The sequence below is a fragment of the Nodosilinea sp. LEGE 07088 genome (assembly GCF_015207395.1).
GTDB lineage: Bacteria > Cyanobacteriota > Cyanobacteriia > Phormidesmidales > Phormidesmidaceae > Nodosilinea.
In genome coordinates, this window is record NZ_JADEWX010000012.1 from 28,607 (window position 1) to 47,446 (window position 18,840).

The 18,840-nt window shown below is 56.7% G+C and carries 16 protein-coding genes; 9 read left to right on the plus strand and 7 right to left on the minus strand.

Annotation, left to right across the window (positions count from 1 at the left end; genetic code table 11):
• The first annotated feature begins 55 nt into the window (after positions 1-55).
• From IQ254_RS05160 to IQ254_RS05175, 4 genes are all read left to right on the plus strand, one after another.
• Complete coding sequence (locus IQ254_RS05160) at positions 56-775, plus strand: retropepsin-like aspartic protease (protein ID WP_313887372.1); 720 nt, start codon at positions 56-58, stop codon at positions 773-775.
• 88 nt (positions 776-863) lie between these two features.
• Positions 864-1,772, plus strand: coding sequence for an alpha/beta fold hydrolase (locus tag IQ254_RS05165; protein ID WP_193965098.1), 909 nt, complete (start codon positions 864-866; stop codon positions 1,770-1,772).
• A 139-nt stretch (positions 1,773-1,911) separates the two neighbouring features.
• Positions 1,912-4,854, plus strand: coding sequence for an aminomethyl-transferring glycine dehydrogenase (gcvP, locus tag IQ254_RS05170; protein WP_193965099.1), 2,943 nt, complete (start codon positions 1,912-1,914; stop codon positions 4,852-4,854).
• 79 nt (positions 4,855-4,933) lie between these two features.
• Positions 4,934-5,596, plus strand: a complete 663-nt coding sequence (locus tag IQ254_RS05175) for an HAD family hydrolase (protein WP_193965100.1) — start codon at positions 4,934-4,936, stop codon at positions 5,594-5,596.
• Between the two features lie 26 nt (positions 5,597-5,622).
• Here the strand turns inward: IQ254_RS05175 and dapF are convergent, their stop codons facing one another.
• On the minus strand, positions 5,623-6,471 hold the full coding sequence (gene dapF, locus IQ254_RS05180; protein ID WP_193965101.1) for a diaminopimelate epimerase: 849 nt from the start codon (positions 6,469-6,471) through the stop codon (positions 5,623-5,625).
• Between the two features lie 195 nt (positions 6,472-6,666).
• Between dapF and IQ254_RS05185 the strand changes: the two genes are divergently transcribed.
• Positions 6,667-6,879, plus strand: coding sequence for an RNA chaperone Hfq (locus IQ254_RS05185; protein WP_193965102.1), 213 nt, complete (start codon positions 6,667-6,669; stop codon positions 6,877-6,879).
• Positions 6,880-7,039: 160 nt separating this feature from the next.
• On the plus strand, positions 7,040-7,588 hold the full coding sequence (locus IQ254_RS05190; protein WP_193965103.1) for a late competence development ComFB family protein: 549 nt from the start codon (positions 7,040-7,042) through the stop codon (positions 7,586-7,588).
• Positions 7,589-7,721: 133 nt separating this feature from the next.
• Here IQ254_RS05190 and IQ254_RS05195 read toward each other — a convergent pair whose 3' ends face one another.
• Positions 7,722-9,647, minus strand: coding sequence for an SLC13 family permease (locus IQ254_RS05195; protein ID WP_193965104.1), 1,926 nt, complete (start codon positions 9,645-9,647; stop codon positions 7,722-7,724).
• A 259-nt stretch (positions 9,648-9,906) separates the two neighbouring features.
• Here IQ254_RS05195 and IQ254_RS05200 point away from each other — a divergent pair, with 259 nt between their 5' ends.
• The gene (locus IQ254_RS05200; RefSeq protein WP_193965105.1) at positions 9,907-10,701 is read left to right on the plus strand and encodes a Crp/Fnr family transcriptional regulator; all 795 of its coding nucleotides are present in this window, start codon (positions 9,907-9,909) and stop codon (positions 10,699-10,701) included.
• A gap of 25 nt (positions 10,702-10,726) precedes the next feature.
• On the opposite strand, the gene IQ254_RS05205 is transcribed toward IQ254_RS05200, so the two are convergent.
• Entirely contained in the window at positions 10,727-12,148 is a 1,422-nt protein-coding gene (locus IQ254_RS05205) for an amidase (RefSeq protein ID WP_193965106.1), read from the minus strand.
• A gap of 141 nt (positions 12,149-12,289) precedes the next feature.
• On the minus strand, positions 12,290-13,570 hold the full coding sequence (locus IQ254_RS05210; RefSeq protein WP_193965107.1) for a dihydrolipoamide acetyltransferase family protein: 1,281 nt from the start codon (positions 13,568-13,570) through the stop codon (positions 12,290-12,292).
• Here IQ254_RS05210 and IQ254_RS05215 point away from each other — a divergent pair.
• Complete coding sequence (locus IQ254_RS05215) at positions 13,551-13,748, plus strand: hypothetical protein (RefSeq protein WP_193965108.1); 198 nt, start codon at positions 13,551-13,553, stop codon at positions 13,746-13,748. The two genes, IQ254_RS05210 and IQ254_RS05215, sit on opposite strands and share 20 nt — an antisense overlap.
• Before the next feature lie 69 nt (positions 13,749-13,817).
• On the opposite strand, the gene IQ254_RS05220 is transcribed toward IQ254_RS05215, so the two are convergent.
• Complete coding sequence (locus IQ254_RS05220) at positions 13,818-14,270, minus strand: YlqD family protein (protein WP_193965109.1); 453 nt, start codon at positions 14,268-14,270, stop codon at positions 13,818-13,820.
• Between the two features lie 112 nt (positions 14,271-14,382).
• Entirely contained in the window at positions 14,383-16,353 is a 1,971-nt protein-coding gene (locus IQ254_RS05225; RefSeq protein WP_193965110.1) for a long-chain fatty acid--CoA ligase, read from the minus strand.
• 324 nt (positions 16,354-16,677) lie between these two features.
• Between IQ254_RS05225 and IQ254_RS05230 the strand changes: the two genes are divergently transcribed.
• Positions 16,678-16,839, plus strand: coding sequence for a hypothetical protein (locus IQ254_RS05230; RefSeq protein WP_228040187.1), 162 nt, complete (start codon positions 16,678-16,680; stop codon positions 16,837-16,839).
• A gap of 153 nt (positions 16,840-16,992) precedes the next feature.
• On the opposite strand, the gene IQ254_RS05235 is transcribed toward IQ254_RS05230, so the two are convergent.
• Positions 16,993-18,729 carry a bifunctional diguanylate cyclase/phosphodiesterase gene (locus tag IQ254_RS05235; protein ID WP_193965112.1) on the minus strand — a complete coding sequence of 579 codons (1,737 nt, stop codon included), beginning with the start codon at positions 18,727-18,729 and terminating at the stop codon, positions 16,993-16,995.
• Positions 18,730-18,840 lie beyond the last annotated feature (111 nt).

The window sequence follows — 18,840 nt, forward strand, 5'->3', positions numbered from 1 at the left end:
GAGCGCTGGAGGCTGTGGGCTGAGCTCTAATACTGGGTCGTCTGCTGGGTCGTCGGTGGCACCAACCCCTGCCCCTGCACCGCCTCGCCCGCCTGTTCTGAGCCAGGTTGAAACCTCGCCCGCCCCTGCTCCCCTTGTAGACTCCTTTCGTGAAGCCGTGAATCGCGCTACCAGCGCTGTCGCCATTGGCCAGTCGGCTCAGTCGACCGCCGATTGGGAGTTGGCGGCTAGTCGGTGGCAACAGGCTATTACTTTGATGGAGCAGGTGCCGAATGAGAGCCCTAACCGTGCCCAGGCCCAGACTAAGGCTGAGGAATATCGTCAGCATCTGGCCTCAGCCCAGCGCCGGGCTACTGGTGGTCTGGTGCCAGCGGCCGCCCTCGCCCCGGCTCCACCAGCGCCGGAGGGGCTGGCAGCGCAAATCCCCATTCGGCGACGCCAAGGCGGGACACCAGTAGTGACGGTTACCCTGGGAGGAGCTCAGGGCACCCAAGACTTTCCGATGCTGTTTGATACGGGGGCGACCGGGACGCTGATTACAGCTGAAATGGCTCAGGCAGTGGGCGTTACCGTCGTTGGCGAAGTTCAGGCCAGGATTGCTGACGGGAGCGTGGTCAAACTACCGGTTGGCTATGTCAACGTCTTGGAAATAGGTGGACTGCGGCGAGAGCAGGTGAAAGTAGCCATTGGCGGCAGTCAGGGGCTGCTGGGGCAAGACGTCTATGGAGAGTATGGCATCGCGATTGGCTCCCATATGATTCATCTGCATCAGTGAAGGGTGAGATGATCTCGATCGGTTAGCGGGGCTTGGGGCAGATCAATTTGTGAGAATATGCAGCAGGTCTCGATAGTTTTCTTGCTCTATGCCTATCTCTGTGCTGCCTGCCGCTGCTGCTGGCCTAACTGAAGCTTCGTCGATTGCCCTGGCGGCACAGGTGAAGATGGCGGCTGTCAACACGCCCTTGGTGGATGCCGCGATTCCTACGGCCTACGTCGAGGCCGGGGCTGATGGCAGCGCCCCACCGGTGGTGTTAATTCATGGCTTTGACAGCTCACTGCTGGAATTTCGGCGGTTGCTACCGCTGCTTGCTCTCTATGGGCCGACTTGGGCTGTCGATCTACTGGGGTTTGGGTTTAGCGATCGCATCCTCAGCCCCGATCTTTCGCCTGGGGCCATTAAGCTGCACCTTTACAGCTTTTGGCAGCAGATGATTGCTCGCCCGGTGGTGGTGGTGGGGGCATCGATGGGCGGTGCGGCTGCCATCGATTTTGCTCTCACCTATCCAGATGCTGTTGTCGGGCTGGTGCTGCTCGATGCGGCTGGCTTTGCGGCTGGGCCGGCCATGGGCCAGCTGATGGTGCCACCGCTAGACAGCTGGGCAACGGCTTTTTTGCGCAACCCCAGGGTGCGGCGCAGCATCAGCCGCCAAGCCTACTTTGATCAAACCTTAGTGACCGCCGATGCAGAACTGTGTGCTGCCCTGCACCTCAAGTGCGCTGGTTGGAAAGAGGCGCTAATTGCCTTCACCAAAAGCGGCGGCTATAACTTCTTAAGCCCGAAGATTGCCCAGCTCAACTGCCCGACTCGGATCATCTGGGGCGAACAGGACAAGATTTTGGGGACTAAAGATGCGCGACGGTTTGAGGCTGCCATTGCCGAGAGTGATCTGGTTTGGGTGCCCCAGTGTGGCCATGTACCCCACCTAGAGAAGCCCCAAGACACGGCAGCGGCGATCGCTCCCTTCATTTCAACTCTGCAAAGCAGTGCCTAGGCATATAGCTATAGTCCAGATCCTCCCAGGGTTCGGCAAATTTGCCGTATATGTTTCAAGATAGTGAAGGTGACTAGGCCCTACGCTGGGGCGCATTCTCACTCTACAGTTGTCGATTTGGAGCCATCCGCAGACGGGTATGACGCAACTTCTTCCTCAGACCAGCACCGTTGATGCCGCGGCTGTGCCGCCCCGTGCCGATAGTGAAGTATCGGTTCAGAGATCCCTGAGTTCCGAGACTCAGCTCAGCCCGTTTGTGGCCCGTCACCTAGGGCCAACCTCTAGCGACACAACCGCGATGTTGGCCGCCCTAGGCTATTCGTCGCTGGATGAGTTGATCACCGCCACTGTGCCCCAGAGCATTCGGCTGCGACAGCCCCTCAACCTGCCTCAGGGGCTAGATGAAGCCGCTGCGTTAGGGCAGCTCAAAGCCATCGCCGGCCAAAATCAAGTATGGCGATCGTACTTGGGCCTCGGCTATGCCAATACCATTACCCCGCCCGTGATTCAGCGCAATGTGCTCGAAAACCCGGGCTGGTATACCCAATACACCCCCTACCAGCCCGAGATTGCCCAGGGACGGCTGGAAGCACTGCTCAATTTCCAAACCCTGGTGACCGATTTGACCGGCATGGAAATTGCTAACGCTTCCCTACTGGATGAAGGCACCGCCGCCGCTGAGGCGATGACCCTAGCTTTTAACGCCCGCAAACAGAAAGACAACAAAACCTTCTGGATCTCTGAGGCCTGCCATCCCCAGACTATTGGTGTGGTCAAAACCCGGGCTCTGCCCTTAGGCATTGAGGTGGTGGTTGGTGACCATCGCACCCTCACCTTTGACGCCCCTGTGTTTGGGATGTTGCTGCAATACCCGGCCACCGATGGTGCCATCTATGACTACGCAGACGTGGTGGGCCAAGCCCATCGGGCCAATGTCTTAGTTACCGTTGCTGCCGACCTGCTGAGCTTGACGCTGCTGCGCCCCCCCGGTGAATTTGGGGCCGATATTGTCGTGGGCAATACCCAGCGCTTTGGCGTGCCCTTGGGATTTGGTGGCCCCCACGCCGCTTTTTTGGCTACTCGCAGTGCCTTTGCCCGCAAACTGCCCGGTCGTCTAGTCGGCGTGTCTAGAGACACCTACGGCAACCCGGCCCTGCGTCTGACGCTGCAAACCCGCGAGCAGCATATTCGTCGGGATGCGGCTACCAGCAATATCTGCACCGCCCAGGTGCTGCTGGCCATCATGGCTAGCATGTATGCGGTATACCACGGGCCGGAGGGCCTCAGGGCGATCGCAACTCGCATCCATCATCGGGCTCAAACTCTAGCGGCTGCCCTCAGCGCAGCTGGGTTTGCGCTGGGCCGTGACCCCCTGTTCGATACGCTGCGGGTGACGGTGGGTGATCGCCAAGCTGCCATCCTCGCCCGGGCCGCAGACTACCGCATTAACCTCCGCTCCCTAGGCCATGACACCCTGGTCATTGCCCTCGATGAAACCGTTACCGAGCAAGATCTGCAAGATTTGATCGCGGTCTTTATTGACGGCCAAAGCTCAAAGATTAACGGTCAACAGCTCACCCCCTCCATACCACCAACGCTCCAACGCACCTCTGCCTACCTCACCCATCCCACGTTCAATCGCTACCACTCTGAAACCGAGATGTTGCGGTACCTCTACCGCCTGCAAGCCAAAGATCTCTCCCTGGCGACAGCCATGATCCCGCTGGGGTCTTGCACCATGAAGCTCAACGCCACCGCTGAGATGGTGCCGGTTACCTGGCCCGAATTCGGCCAAATCCATCCCTTTGCACCACCTGAGCAAACCCAGGGCTATCGTCAGCTATTTGCAGATTTAGAAACCTGGCTGGCAGAAATTACTGGGTTTGCTGGGGTTTCTCTCCAGCCCAACGCCGGGGCCCAGGGCGAATATGCCGGGCTGCTCGTGATTCGTGAGTATCATCGCCAGCGGGGCGACGAGCACCGCCAGGTCTGTCTCATTCCCCAGTCGGCCCACGGTACCAACCCAGCGAGTGCGGTCATGGCGGGTATGACAGTGGTGCCTGTAGTCTGCGACGACGACGGTAACATCGATGTGGCCGACCTTCAGGCCAAGGCCGAAAAGCACAGTGAGCGTCTAGCGGCGCTGATGGTCACCTATCCCTCCACCCACGGCGTATTTGAGGCGGCTATCGTCGAAATTTGTGCGATCGTGCACCGCCATGGTGGTCAGGTTTATATGGACGGGGCCAATATGAACGCCCAGGTGGGCCTCTGTCGCCCAGCTGACTTTGGGGCTGATGTGTGCCACCTCAACCTACACAAGACGTTTTGCATTCCCCACGGCGGCGGCGGGCCAGGGGTTGGGCCGATTGGGGTGAAGGCGCATCTGGTGCCCTACTTGCCGAGCCATAGCCTGGTTGCTGGTGTGGGGGGTAGTCAGGGCATTGGTGCGGTGACCTCGGCACCCTGGGGTAGCGCCAGCATCTTGCCGATTTCATGGATGTACGTGGCTATGATGGGCAGCACCGGGCTAACCCAGGCAACGGCGGTGGCCATTCTCAACGCCAACTACATGGCCCAGCGTCTAGAGGGGCACTACGACATTCTCTACACCGGCCAAAATGGGCGAGTAGCCCACGAATGCATTCTCGATGTCCGACCGTTTAAGAAGTCGGCCGATATCGGTGTCGAGGACGTGGCTAAGCGGCTGATTGACTACGGCTTTCACCCACCCACCATGTCGTGGCCGGTGGCGGGTACCCTGATGGTTGAGCCCACCGAGAGCGAGTCGAAGGCGGAGCTCGATCGCTTCTGCGATGCCATGATCGCCATTCGCGATGAGATTCGGGCGATTGAAACGGGCGCTGCCGATGACAACAATCTACTCAAAAATGCCCCCCACACGGCTGCTGACCTGGTAGCCGAATGGAATCGCCCCTATAGCCGGGAGCAGGCCGTGTTCCCGACCGCGTTTACCCGTGAGGCCAAGTTTTGGCCGGCGGTGAATCGGGTGGATCAAGCCTACGGCGATCGCAACCTGATCTGCTCCTGCGTTGGCATGGATGCCTATGGCGATAATTAGGTTGTGAAACATGACCTGACGGTGCAATCATCTGCTTTAGTTTTAAGCTAAAGCAGATGATTTCCACAGTGCTTTTTAGATGGCTAACCCTCCTCAGCCTCGGGTCATTTTTTTAGATGCGGTTGGTACCCTGTTTGGGGTAGCGGGTAGCGTGGGTGAAATCTACGCTACTTTAGCGCAGCACCACGGGATTACCGCTGACCCAAAAACACTCAACCAGGCATTCTTTCGGGCTTTTAAGGCGGCCCCCGAGATGACTTTCCCGGGGAGTGACCCGGCTACGGTGCCCAAACAAGAGTATGGCTGGTGGCGCGTGATTGCTCAGCAGACCTTCAGTAGCGCTGGTGTGCTCGATCGCTTTGTCGATTTCGACAGTTTTTTCGCTGACCTGTATGCCCACTTTGCCACCCCTAATCCCTGGGTGCTCTATCCTGACGTGCGCCCGGCGCTAGAACGCTGGCAACGGCGCGGCATTGCCCTGGGAATAATTTCTAACTTCGATACCCGCTTGTACCAGGTGCTGGAGGAGCTTAATCTGGCTAGCTACTTTAGTTCGATCACGATTTCGTCTGAGACGGGAGCCGCTAAGCCCGACCCGCTCATTTTTGCCACTGCCCTCCAAAAGCATGGCTGTACAGCTAGCCAGGCTTGGCATGTAGGCGACAGCAAAACTGACGATCTTGAAGGGGCCAAGGCCGCTGGTCTCCATGGGATATTGGTACGGCGACCGATAGAGGCCTAAGGTCTCTCAACCTCAGCCCCCTTGAACTAGGCCGCGTTGCCGCTGAATACGAGTTCGGCGGGCCCGGTCATATAGACACGATTGTTGGCGGCAGCCCACTTGATGTGCAGGGGGCCACCAGGCAGTTCGATAGTGGCGGCGCGATCGCACAGTTCGTTGAGCACGCCAGCCACCAATGCAGCGCAGGCCCCAGTGCCGCAGGCGAGGGTAATACCGGCCCCGCGTTCCCACACCCGCATTTTGAGATAGTCAGGCCGCACCACCTGAATGAACTCAGTATTGATGCGCTGAGGAAATACCTCATGGTGCTCAAACTGAGGGCCTAGCGTTTCGAGGGCGATCGCCGCCACATCTTCTACAAAGGTGACGCAGTGGGGGTTACCCATGCTCACACAGGTGACCTGCCAGGTCGTATCCGCCACCGTCAGCGACCTATCCACCACCTTCTCCGTCTGGGTGGCCAGGGTAGTGGGAATTTCTGGAGCTAGCAGGTACGGAGGCCCCATATCTACCGTGACTTGCCCGTCGGGCTGGAGGGTGGGCGCAATCAGCCCCGCCGGGGTGTGAATGCGGTAGGTCTGGGGTACCTGGGGCGGTTGGCCGTCAGCCGTTTCGAGGGTGGCTAAAAACTTGGCCAGACAGCGAATGCCGTTGCCGCACATCTCCGGCTCTGATCCGTCAGAGTTGTAGATGCGCATGGTGTAGTCGGTGCCCTCCTGACCCGGCAGCGCAAAGATAACCCCGTCGGCCCCAATGCCAAAATGGCGATCGCACCATTGCATCGCCTGCTCAGGAGTCAGCAGTGGATCTGACTGATGGCGATTGTCGAGCAAAATAAAGTCGTTGCCCAAGCCCTGGTATTTGCTGAATTCCATAGACGCTGCGTGCGAGAGAGATGAGTTTAATTATCAACGAAAACGAGGCAGTGTGACGATACCGCAGGAGTGCTGACTTTGCTCTATCTTCATTGCCCTCTAGCCTGTATTTTTCAACAAATTAAAAATCCCCTGTCTCTCAATCCAACCGAACAGGGTACCGTAAGACCAGCATGTGTTCACTGGCTCAGCATTATGTCCCAAGAATTTGCCACTGGCTTTCCCAGCGTCCGCCAGATTCAAAACCTGATTCGAGATCAGCAGGTCGTTGAGGTCAAACTTCTGACCGGTGACGTACTAGCGGGTCAGATTGTCTGGCAAGACCCTCAATGCATTTGCCTGGAGACCGAAGACCAGCGCAAGCACCAAATTTGGAAACAGGCCATTGCCTTTCTCCAATATGCTTGATTTGCTTCTGGGTTGCGAGCGGTCTTTATCGGTTTTCTGTAACCCGCCCAATCAATCGGGGCACACTAGCTCTGGGTGGATACCTACCTCTGTTGTAACCCCGAGTTTCCGATTCTAAGAAAAGCCGTTAATCCACCGATCTTAAGGAGTTTTTGGCCAAATGACCATTGAAAAAATTGTTGAACAAGCCCTACAAGACGGCTACTTAACCCCTGCTATGGAAGCTGAGGTAGGGCGTATCTGTGATACGGCTGCTGAGCTGTCGATCGAAGAATATATGGCGCTCGATCGCCTCATGGGTGCCCTACTGACAGGCGAAGTGGTGGCTGTGCCGCGCAAACAGTTCATTAACGTGATGGAAGAACTGGTGCTCACCGAGGCGATTTCACGGGTGGCCGAAATTGAATCTACCTCTGATAAAACTATCGATCTGGGCGATATTGCGGCCTACGCCCTCAACCGTCTGCCGCCCCTCTACGCCACCACCGAAGAAGGGGCCAACTTCCAGCGAGAAAGCGCTCGCGGCGAACTGTCTGATCTGATTGCCGACCAGGTAAAACAGGCCATTTCCCGCAACCTCGATCAGCCTGACTTTTATCCCGAACGTCAGACCATTCAGAAAAAGGCTGGCGAAAATGTGCTCAGTCAGGTGAGCTCGCTGCTGCAAGACCACGCCCACAAGTTTGAGCCGGCCTCTGCTAAGGCTTAGACGGTTTTAAAGGCGGCTGAGACACGTTATCTCCTTCTCACCATTTCTCCAGAAACGAAACCAGGGCCGCGATTGAGCCGATTTTATCGGCGCGATCGCGGCCCTGGTTGGCTAGGGCCGTGGGCTGGCTGGCCTAGAACGGAAAGATGCGAGGAATAATCAGCATTGACAGCAGCCAAAAGGTCAGGTTAAAAGGAATGCCCACCCGCATAAAGTCGGTGAACTTATAGCCACCGGGGCCATAGACCATGAGGTTGGTCTGGTAGCCAATAGGGGTGCTAAAGCTGGCCGAGGCCGCTATCATAATCGCGATCACAAAGGGAATGAAACTCACCCCCAGGGTTTGAGACAGCGATAGGGCAATGGGAAACACCACCGCCGCCGCTGCGTTATTGGTAATTACCTCGGTGAGAATCGTGGTGACGCCATAGACAATGGCCAAGGACACCCAGGCGTTATTGCCAGCTAGACCGAGTAATCCACTGGCCAGCGTTCCTGCGGCCCCGGTCACGTCCAGAGCTTTGCCAATGCCAAGGGCGGCGGCTACCACCAGCAGCACCGACCAGTCAATGCTACGAAAGCCCTGCTGAAATGAACAACAGCCTGTGATCAGCATGAGTACGGCCGCCAGGGCGGCGGCATTGAGCATCTCCATCCAGCCAAAGGTGGCGAGCACGACCATAAATATCAAAATAGCCAGGGCTATGGGGGCGCGATCGTGGCGCAGGGTGTCAGAATTGGGCACCTCACTGACCAGGTAAAAGTCTCGCGAGGTTCGGCGCTCTTCTAAAAATGACGGGTTGGCCTCGATTAGTAGGGTATCGCCAGCTTGCAGGCGAATATCGCCAATTTTGCCCGGCAACCGCTCGCCGTTGCGACCCACTGCCAGCACCACCGCCCCGTATTGGCTACGAAACTTGCCTTGGCGAATGGTAATACCCACTAGTGGGCAGGTGTTAGACACCACAGCTTCGATCAGCCTGCGCTCGATGCGGGGGGTGTCGAGCTTAAAGACCTGGTTAGTGGCAGGCTGTAGGCCGCGAATGTGGTTGAGATCAACGATGGACTCGACCATGCCGACAAAGACCAGTTGGTCTTGTTCTTGCAGCGTTTCTTGGGGGCCAATAGCGGTCAGCAACTGCCCCCGGCGCTGAATCTCGGTGAGGTAAAGCCCTGGCAAATGGCGCAGCCCAGCCTGCTCGATCGTTTTACCGGCTAGGGGGCTGTGCTCTGCTACCACCATTTCTACGGTGTACTCGCGGGGGTCAACGGCTTCAGTGACGGCTGGCTTGCGGGCGGGCAGCAGCCAGCGCTGGGCTAGCACCAGCAGGAGGATGCCTGCGATTGCGCAGGGTACTCCCACTGGGGCCAGATCAAACAGCTTGAGCCCTGGATAGTCGGTTTCAGATACCAGTAAACCATTGACCACTAAATTGGTGCTGGTGCCAATTAGGGTGCACATGCCCCCCATAATGGCGGCATAGCTGAGGGGAATCATCAGCTTGGAAGGGCTGATGCGCAGTTTGCGGCACCAGTCACCCACCACCGGTATAAACATAGCCACCAGGGGGGTGTTGTTGAGAAAGGCACTCATCGTTGTTACCGGCAGCAGCAACCGCAGCAGTGCTCGGGTTTCTCCCTTAGGCAGGCCCAATATCGATCGCGAAATAATATCTAGCCCTCCGGTTTGCTGAAGGCCAGCTACCACCACATAGAGCACGCCTACGGTGACCATGCCGGGATTGCTGAACCCGGCCAGAGCGTCACCGGTTTCGAGCACACCGCTGAGGAGTAAAATCGCCAACGCTCCTAGAAACACGGCTTCTGCGGGTAAGCGGGTGATGGCGTTGAGTAAAAACGCAGCCACTGTTACGAGTAGGGTAAGCCAGCCTGACCAGGTCAACTGGCCCGGCAAATTCATCTGCTCCAACGCTTGATGGGTCACAACTAGTACGGTTAGCCCTAGCCCCAACGCGATTAATAAAGCAGCATTGCGGAGAAAGCCCTGACCTAAGAGGATATTTAACCGTCGACTGCGCTTGACCGGATCGTATGCCATAAAACCAGCCTGAAAAACTTTTTCGATTATATTAGAGATGAATTGAAATTCATTTAAACTTGCAGTCAAGTTTTGACCTGGTTTGTTTTGGTTTTGGTTGCGCAGCAGTGTAAACACTCTCTTGAGACGTAGATGTCGCTTGTGAGTTTCTGCGGATGCTGGCTACGGGGCCCTAAGTTTGAGGCATTATTGCTGGGTTTGTAAAGTTTGCGGTGTTTGGGGTCAAAATGGACTAATAAGATCTTGCTTTTAGGAATTTATGACGCGACGCGGTGGCCTAAATCTGGAGACTGACCCTATTGCAGTATTGAGTGCGGGGTGTTTTTTGTTTCGCCAGCTGGGCCCAGACGCCCTGCGATCGCACCTTGACCCCCAACAGCTGGCTGTCGAGAAACTCTACTCCAACCGCCCAATTCACACGGCGTTTCGGCCCCAGGCCTGGCTCGACCACCTCTATGTCGTGGTCGATGGTGGCCCGATCATCATGCGCAGTACCCCCCTCGATCGCGTCATTGCTATGACTTATCCGGCCGGATGTTTTGGCATTCGCAGCCTGCCTGTGGGGTTTGGCACCGTATCCCAGGGTTTTCCGAGTCTAGTTGAGGCCTACAAAACTACCGACATTATCAAAGTGCCGGTGATGGCTGTTAAGGCGCTCTACGCTGAAAACGCTGTTTTTAAGCAGCGCTATGACTTGCTGTTTGAGCTGCGGGAGAAGTTTCAGTACCATTTACTGAATTGCAGCACCTATCCTCCCCAGGCCGTGGCCTCGCTACTGCGGGCGCTGGTCTACCAAGAGCGCACCCTGGGCAGTCAGCCCAACAGTACTGGCGAATATTATTTTGATTTGCCCATAGACTTAATTGCTCGCGCCTGCCAACTTAACCACCGCACCGTTGAGCAGGTACTCAAGGGCATGGCCAAAGCAGGCTATCTCAAGGCCAGCAAATCGACTGAAAGTTCTGTAGATCAGGTGCTTGTTATCGATCCCAAAGGGCTCAAAGAAGTCTATGGGGCGACCCGCGATAAGGTGCCCTGGTGGCCACTGAAATAGTTGGGAGCGCTGCTTTCTAACGAATTTATTGGTCTTCTGTGGCGAATTTAGGGCGTTGGTCAATCCAGGGACTGGCCTGTTCGAGCTGGGCCGCCAAAGCCAGCACGGTAGCTTCGTCAGCAGGACGGCCCACTAACTGCACGCCGATAGGCACACCGCTGGTGTCAAATCCCCGGGGGATGGACAGGGCTGGCTGGCCGCTGGCATTGAAGGGAGGACAGGGCGCGACCCAGTTAATTACATTTTCGAGCACTTTAGGCGATCGCAGCCCCTGCCACTCCCCAATTTTGATCGCTGGATGCATGTAGACTGGCAAAATCATCACGTCGTAGGGTTGGCAAAACCGCACAATCTGACGGGCCACCTGCTGGAGTTTAGCCACGGCCCGTAGATAAGTGCCGCTGTTGACGCGCCAGGCCCGCCAGTAGAGCCAGCGGTTCATTTTCTCCAGCACAATCCAGGGCACCCCCAACTCGGCTAGCACGCATTGCCACACCACAATAAAAGGTTCGATCAGCTCTTCCATATCAGGAAAGGTGACTTCTTCAATGGTATGCCCCAGTTGTTCGGCCTGCTGCGCGGTCTCGTAGATGGCCTGGCGGCAAATTGGGTCAACATCCCCAATGGGGTCGAGTCGGGTAGCGTACCCAATGCGCAGGGGACGATCGCGTGGGGTAGTTAGCCCTGCTAAGAACGAGGGATCGGGATCGGGGAGCCAGTAGGGATCGCCGATCTCATAGCCGCTGAGCACATCGAGCAGGGCGGCAGCGTCGGCTACGGTGCGCCCTAGCGGACCATTGATCGCCAGCCCGTTGAGCCGCTCTCCCAGAGGTGAGAAACTAATCCGCCCCCGGGCCGCCTTGATGCCCACTAGCCCACAGCAAAAGGCTGGCCCTCGCAAGGAACCGCCCCCGTCTGACCCCTGCGAGATGGCACACAGCCCGGCAGCTAGGGCTGCTGCCCCGCCGCCGCTAGAGCCTCCAGGGGTGTAGTCTAAATTCCAAGGGTTGCGGGCGGGGGGGAACCCCGCTGGCTCGGTGTAGGGCATTGACCCCAGTTGGGAGGTGGCGGTTTTGCCTAAAATCACCATGCCAGCCTGACGCAGCTTGCCGACGATGTAGTCGTCGTCTACGGCAATGCGATCGCGGGCCGCTTTAACCCCGTAGGCACAGGGCACCCCCGCCATGGGGTTGAGATCTTTGACCGACACCGTGACCCCAAACAGCGGCGGTAGGTCATCGGGGTGGCTGGCCAGATGATCGGTTTTGACCCTGGCATCGGCCAGCGCCTGCTCAGCTACGACCGTTACGTAGGCTCCCAGGGCTGGGTTGAGTCGCTCAATACGTTCTAGATACAGCTCTGTTAGCTCTAGGGGAGAGATTTCTCTCGCCCGCATCAGCCGCGCTTGTTCGAGGGCAGGCAAGAAAGCGAGATCGACTGAGTTCATAAATGGCCGCAGGCAAAGGTTGCAGTGCCTTCAGAATATCAAGCCCTGGTCGGGGCGGGGCTATTCTACGAACCACTTAAAAAACCTCCTCCGCTGCAAGGAAGGTAGCTCGAACAGAGCCTACTGGCTTGACGCTAAACCTCACAGCGTCAATGACTGAGGTTTGTTCTCGATGACATCGGCCAAATCTTTCAAGAAGGCGGCGGCATCGGCACCGTAAATAATGCGGTGGTCGCAGGTGATATTAACCTGCATCTGCCGCTTCACGCCCATGAGGCCATCGGCGGTGGCCACTACCGTAGGGCGCGAGGCACCAATGGCCAAAATTGACCCCTGGCCCGGCGGCAAAATGGCGTCGAAGCGATCGACCCCAAACATGCCGAGGTTTGACAGGGTAAAGCTGCCCGAGTTGTATTCATCGGGCTGGAGCTGTTTAGAGCGCGATCGCTCTACCAGGTCGCGCCAGGTGCGCGAGAGCGAGTAAATGTCGGACTGATCGGCACTTTTGAGCACCGGAGTAATCAGGCCACCGCCCTCCATGGCCACGGCTACGGCGATATTGATACCGGCCCGGTACTGAATGCCCTCGTCGGTGTAGCCCGCGTTGAGCAGCGGGTGTTTTTGCAGCGTGACGGCAACAGCTTTGGCCAATAGCCCGGTCATGGTCACGCCCTTAGACTTGATTTGCTTGTAGAGCGCGTCGAGGTTGTCGGTAGTAATGGTGTAGCCCACGTGGAAGGTAGGAACGGTCAAGCTGGCGCTCATGTTGCGCACTACCGCTTGTTGCAGCGTATTAAAGGAGACGACCTGACCCAGCGGGGCAGCGCTGGGCGCGGGCGGAGCGCTGGGTGCAGGTGTTATGGGGGCTGCCGGTGCAGGCGCTGCGGCTACCGGAGCAGCCGGTGTGGGGGTCTTGCCAGCGGCTAACTCCACGTCTTGGGCCACAACGCGGCCATGGGGGCCGCTGCCCTGAAGGGTGGTTAGGTCTACTTTGAGTTCTTTAGCCAACTTGCGGGCGCGAGGCGAAATAATTACCCGATCGCTGCGGCTAGAGCCAGCGGCAGCACCATTTTGGGCAGCAGGGGCCGGGGCTGCGGCCACGGCAGCGGGGGCGGCGGCGTCATCGCCACCAGCGGCACCTGCTTTAGCCGCCGCCTGCTGTTGGGCCGCTTCAATTTCGGCCTCGGTTTCGGCTAGCAGGGCGATCGCCTCTCCCACCGGGGCCGTGCCCCCCGCTTCTACCACAATGGCAGCCAAAATGCCCTCATGGAACGACTCTACATCCATGTCGGCCTTATCGGACTCGACAATCACCACAGTTTCGCCCTTCTCAATCTTGTCGCCAGGGGCTTTCACCCAAGATACAATCTTGCCTTCGGTCATCGTTGAGCTCAGGGCAGGCATGAAAACTTCGCGAATCATGGAGGTGGCTTCCGAAACAGGGCTAAAAAACAGAGCAGCAGAGATACCCAGGGTTTATTCTATCGCCAAGGCTGAAGCCTTTCTGAATATCAACCCTAAATTAAGCGATCACCATGCCCTTGCGACAGCCTTTTCAGATAAAGCTGCTCTAAGGGCTGCAGCTCAATCATTAACCTAAGGTTTGGGTGGCGACAGCGCGGCAGCGCTAGGAGCAAAACTTTTGGGGTTGATCTCTGGCGATCTGCTGCTACAGTTCGCCGCGAATTTCTTGGATCTCCCCATCTTTGATCAAGATTTCAACCTGGAGCTTACTTACCAGATTGTCGCCTACCGACACGTTAAAAAAACTTTCGACCTTGCCTTGATCGACTTCGGCATCGATCGCTAGGGTCTGTACCTCCTGAAGCTGCTGTAGGCTCTGATTTTTTTGCTGTAGCAGCTTGCTCTTATCTTGATTGAGTTGGTTTTGAATATTGCCCATCTGCTGTTGAATGGCAGCACCGCTGTTGGGCTGGGTCTCAGCCTGCTTTTGCAGTTCGGCGACCATGCGCTGCCCCTGCATTTCGAGCTGTTGCAGGCGACCGTCAACTTGGTTGATTTGAGCTTGCAGCTGTTTCTGGGCTTCTTCCTTCCAGAGGGGGGTCACAATAGCCTTGATGTTGACTACTCGCTTGAGCAGTAACGACTGATTCTCATCCATAATCTGACTGTACTAAAGAGATTACCAATACCGACTGTCACCACAGTAGGGCGAGGTCGGATACTTTGCCGGGCCTAGCTACAGGTTGGTGAAACCTTCACGTCACCTGGCGCTATACAAACATCGCGTCAATCATATCGCGATACCGGGTCGCAACCACGGGGCGACGGACTTTTAGCGTCTGGGTGAGGAGCCCGTTTTCGATCGAGAAGGTCTCTAGAATCAGGCGGAAAGGGCCAATGCGATCGTCGGGGCGGAAGCCGGGACGGTCTTTGACCTCGCGGTTGAGCTCATTGCGAAACAGTTTTTGTACCCGCTCATCGTCGAGGCTAATGGCGATGCAGTTGGCGGGGGCCGGGGTGTCATCGCCGGCGACAGCAACAAAAAGCGCCTGGGCGGCAGCCCAGGTCTGGAGCGCCTCCACGTTAGGCACGATGAGCGCGCCGAGCGATCGCTGATCTTGGCCTACCAGCATAATCTGATCGATGTAGGGGCTGCGAATGCAGGCATCTTCAATGGGCTGGGGTTCGATATTCTCGCCGTTGGTGAGCACGATGGTGTCTTTGGCCCGGCCCGTGAGCACCACATTGCCATCGCGACTCATCCACCCCAGATCGCCAGTGTCGAACCACCCCTCAGGGTCGATCGCCTTTTGGGTGGCTTCGGGATTGCGGTAGTAGCCTGCCATAATTTGCGGGCCGCGGGCCATCACCAGACCGGTTACACCCTGGGGTACCTCCTGGCGGGTGTCGAGATCGACCACTTTGACTTCGGTTAAGGGGATAGGCTGGCCAGCGGCACCGCGCAAGTTGCGCCAGGGGCGGCGGGCCGAAAGCACGGGGGCGGTTTCTGTCAGGCCATAGCCCACGATCAGCGGCACGCTAATGATCTCGAAGAAAATATCGATATGGCGGGCGAGGGAGCCGCCGCCGCTGATTAACTGTTTGACCTGGCCCCCCGTCGCCCCCTGGACTTTGCTGTAGACCAGCTTTGTGCCGAGCTGATGTAGGGGCCACAGAACCAGAGCTACCAGCCCCGAACTCAACCGCTTGAGAGGGGAAATATTGGGCTCGTCAATTTTCATATCCTGGTAGCGCCAGAGGTTCTCGACGTAGCGCTGGCTGAGGCCAAAAAAGGTGAAAATCAGCTTTTGCTTGCCGGGCGACTGGTCGCGAAACTGCTTTTGAGCTCCCTCATAGATAGATTCCCAGAGCCGGGGCACCCCGACCATGTACTGGGGTTTGGTGGTTTTGAGGTCGGTTTTGAGGTGGCGAATGCTGCTATAGGTCTGGGTACAGCCGCGCGAGAACAGAAAGTATTCGGCGGTGCGCTCAAAGCTATGCCAGGAGGGGAGAATGCCCACCACTCGATCGCCGGGCTCGGGCTGCACCACGGCCTCCAGGGTGTTGACCTGGTGCATCAGGTTGCGGTGGCTGAGCATGACCCCCTTGGGCTGTCCGGTGGTGCCGGAGGTGTAAATCAGCGTCGCCAAGTCCTCGGGTTTGAAGCTAACTGGCTGGTAGGGGTGCTCGGCCCCCAGGGCCATGAGTTGGCTAAAATTCAGAATTTTGACGCGATCGCCCTCGGGAGGCACCTCGTCGGAGAGCAAAATTACCTGGGCAATGGGCAGGGTGTGGAGGCGATCGCCAAGGCGCTTCAGCAGGGCTACCGACTCTACTATCAGTACAGTGCTCTCGCTGTGTTCGGCGATGTAGAGCAGCTCTTCGGTTTCGGCAGTGGCGCTGCGCACGGCATTCATGCCCCCGGCGGTCATAATGCCCTGGTCGGCAATAAACCAGCGGTAGCTATTGTCGGCAAAGAGTGCCACATGGGTTTGATAGTTGACCCCTATGGCCTGCAACCCACTGGCAAAGGTGCGAATGGCCTCGGCCAGTTGACGATAGGTAAGGGTGGCTACCGGCTGACTGTGGGGGTCGTGGAGAGCGACGATATCGCCATATTTTTCGGCCACGATGGGCCAAATTTCAGGCAGAGCCTGGAGATGCTGGTAAGGACTATGGGCTTCTAGGTAGGCGCGATCGCGCTGGCGCACCTCTTGTAAGGCAGTTGTCGATACAGGCATAGCGGCCACCTAAAAAATCTGACAAGGCTTGCGGTTATCCTACCGCAAGGTGACCCTAGGCTAGCCTCTAGCCTAAAGGGCCTTAACATTAACGCTGCCAGAAATTTAACTGACCTCAGGCCGCCTATCTGCGCTGCCCTGATCGCAATCCTTCAGAAAGAATTCGGTTCATGGTAAGCAGCTTTTAATGTGGACGAAGCAAAATATAGGAGGTAGGAACCCCCACCCCTATATTGGGTTCTAGATCCGACATGTTCTATTCGCGAACTCTGCTAGGTAAAACGCTCAATGTTATGTACCTCTTGTCAACATAAACCCCACTGTGTGCCCGCGCAGCTGGCTCAGGGAGATTCTGCCCTAGCCCATATGCTGGAGCAGCTCAAACGTTGTGGTATGCACCGCTACCCTCTCCATCAACGGCTCTGGGTCTGGGTGCGATCGCAGTGGCGTCGCCTCAAACAGGTGCTGACTACTCAGCTAAATTGATTGAGCTCAATCGAGTCAAACATTGACTCGTCTTCCCGCTTCAATCTGGATCGACCAACGCGATAGAGACTCAGGGCTGGTCTCCGGTATTGTGAATGTGCTGGCGGGCCGTGGTGAGGGCTGTATGCCGTTCAATCTTTGTCACAGTCAACCCTAGACCGTTGGAGTATGGTCTAACGAGTGGGCTAATTTCTGCATAATCATAGCTTCTACCGCCTCAGGGGCAAGGGGGCGTGAAAATAGATAGCCTTGCCCCAATTCACACCGCAGTGCTTTGAGTTGGGCATAGTGGCGCGGGGTTTCAATCCCTTCTGCCACTACGTCGAGGCCCAAATTCCAGGCCAGGCGTACCACCGACTGTAGAATCTCTAGTTTCTCAAAGTCTTGGTCGGCGTTTTCAATAAACGACCGATCGATCTTGAGGCAGTCAAAGGGAAAGCGATGCAAGTAGCTGAGAGATGAATAGCCAGTGCCAAAATCATCGACCAAGAGTTTGATCCCCATAGCCTTGATCTGCTCTAGGGTTTTAATGATGGTATCTGAGTGATCAATCAGCACTCCTTCAGTAATTTCAATCTTGAGCCGATGGGCGTCAAACCCTGTTTTAACTATAATCTCCTGAATCTTTGTAGCTAGATTGTGCTCAGAAAACTGTTTGCTCGACATGTTGACGCTGACCGTAAAACCGGCCATGACAGGATAAGTCGTGGTCCATGCCTGCATTTGGCGGCAGGCTTCGGTCATCACCCACCAGCCCAAGGGGATAATTAGCCCTGTAGCCTCTGCAATATGGATAAACTCTCCCGGTGGCAGCAGCCCCCGAGTCGGGTGCTGCCATCGCACCAGGGCCTCAAAACCACAAATCTCCTGGTTGCTAATCGTCACAATGGGCTGATAGTGCAAGCGTAGCTCGCCTTTTGCTAGAGCCTGGCGCAGGTCAATTTCTGTCTGCAGACGCAGGTTTTGCTGCATGCGTAGTGAACTATCGAAAATGTGCCACATCTGGTTGGGTTTGTCTTTAATTTGATACATGGCAACGTCGGCGTCGCGTAGCCACTCTCCGGCACTTTGGTAGGTAGCTGGGCCCAGGGCAATGCCAATGCTGGCACTAATATAGACTTCCTGGGACAGCAGCAAAAACGGTTGGCCAATAGCAGCATAGAGCTGCTCAGCTAGATCAATAGCGCTGGAGCTGGTGGCAATATCCTCAACCAATACAGCAAATTCATCGCCTCCCAGGCGAGCAATGGTGCAATCAGGGGGCACTATTGCCTGTAGTCTGGAGCCTACCTCAACTAGCACGTCATCTCCGACTCGGTGGCCCAGGTTATCGTTGATCACTTTAAATCGATTCAAATCGATAAATAGCAGCGCCATGAGCCCGTTAGGATGCTCGTGGGCTAAGGCCAGCGCATGGCTCAGCCGATCCATAAACAAATGACGATTGGGCAATCCGGTGAGCGTATCGTGAAAGGCCTGGGCTATCAAGGTGGCCTCCCGCTGCTTAGAGGCAGAGATGTCTCGCAGGGTGAGCAGGCTATGCCCTGACCCTGGCCCTGGGTAAGGGCAACTGGTGACGGTGACCCAGCGATGACAGGGAGGCGATGCCATCACCAGCAGCAGCTCTTCGTTGTTGAGGTGCTGGCCCGACAGCGCCCTGTTTAAAGGGAGCTCGGCGGCGACCAAGGGCCGATGATGAGGGTCTAGTACCTGGTACGCAGTAGTCTTATTGGGGACTGCTAGTCCTTCTAATCCCCCTGGTAGAAGCGCCTCAGTTGCAGGGTTGCAAAACACGATTCCCCCTGCCTGGTCAATCACCACAATCGCCTCTGATAGCTGGCTGAGTACCGTCAAGTAAAACTCAGGCTGGGTGGATAAGGGCTGTGGCATAGAGACGACCGTCACAAAGAGATACGAAGTTAGAGGAAATGAATAAACTGAGATACCTAGGAGCGCTGGGCCGATGCGGTTGGGCAGGGAGGATGACAACTGTTAAGCTAA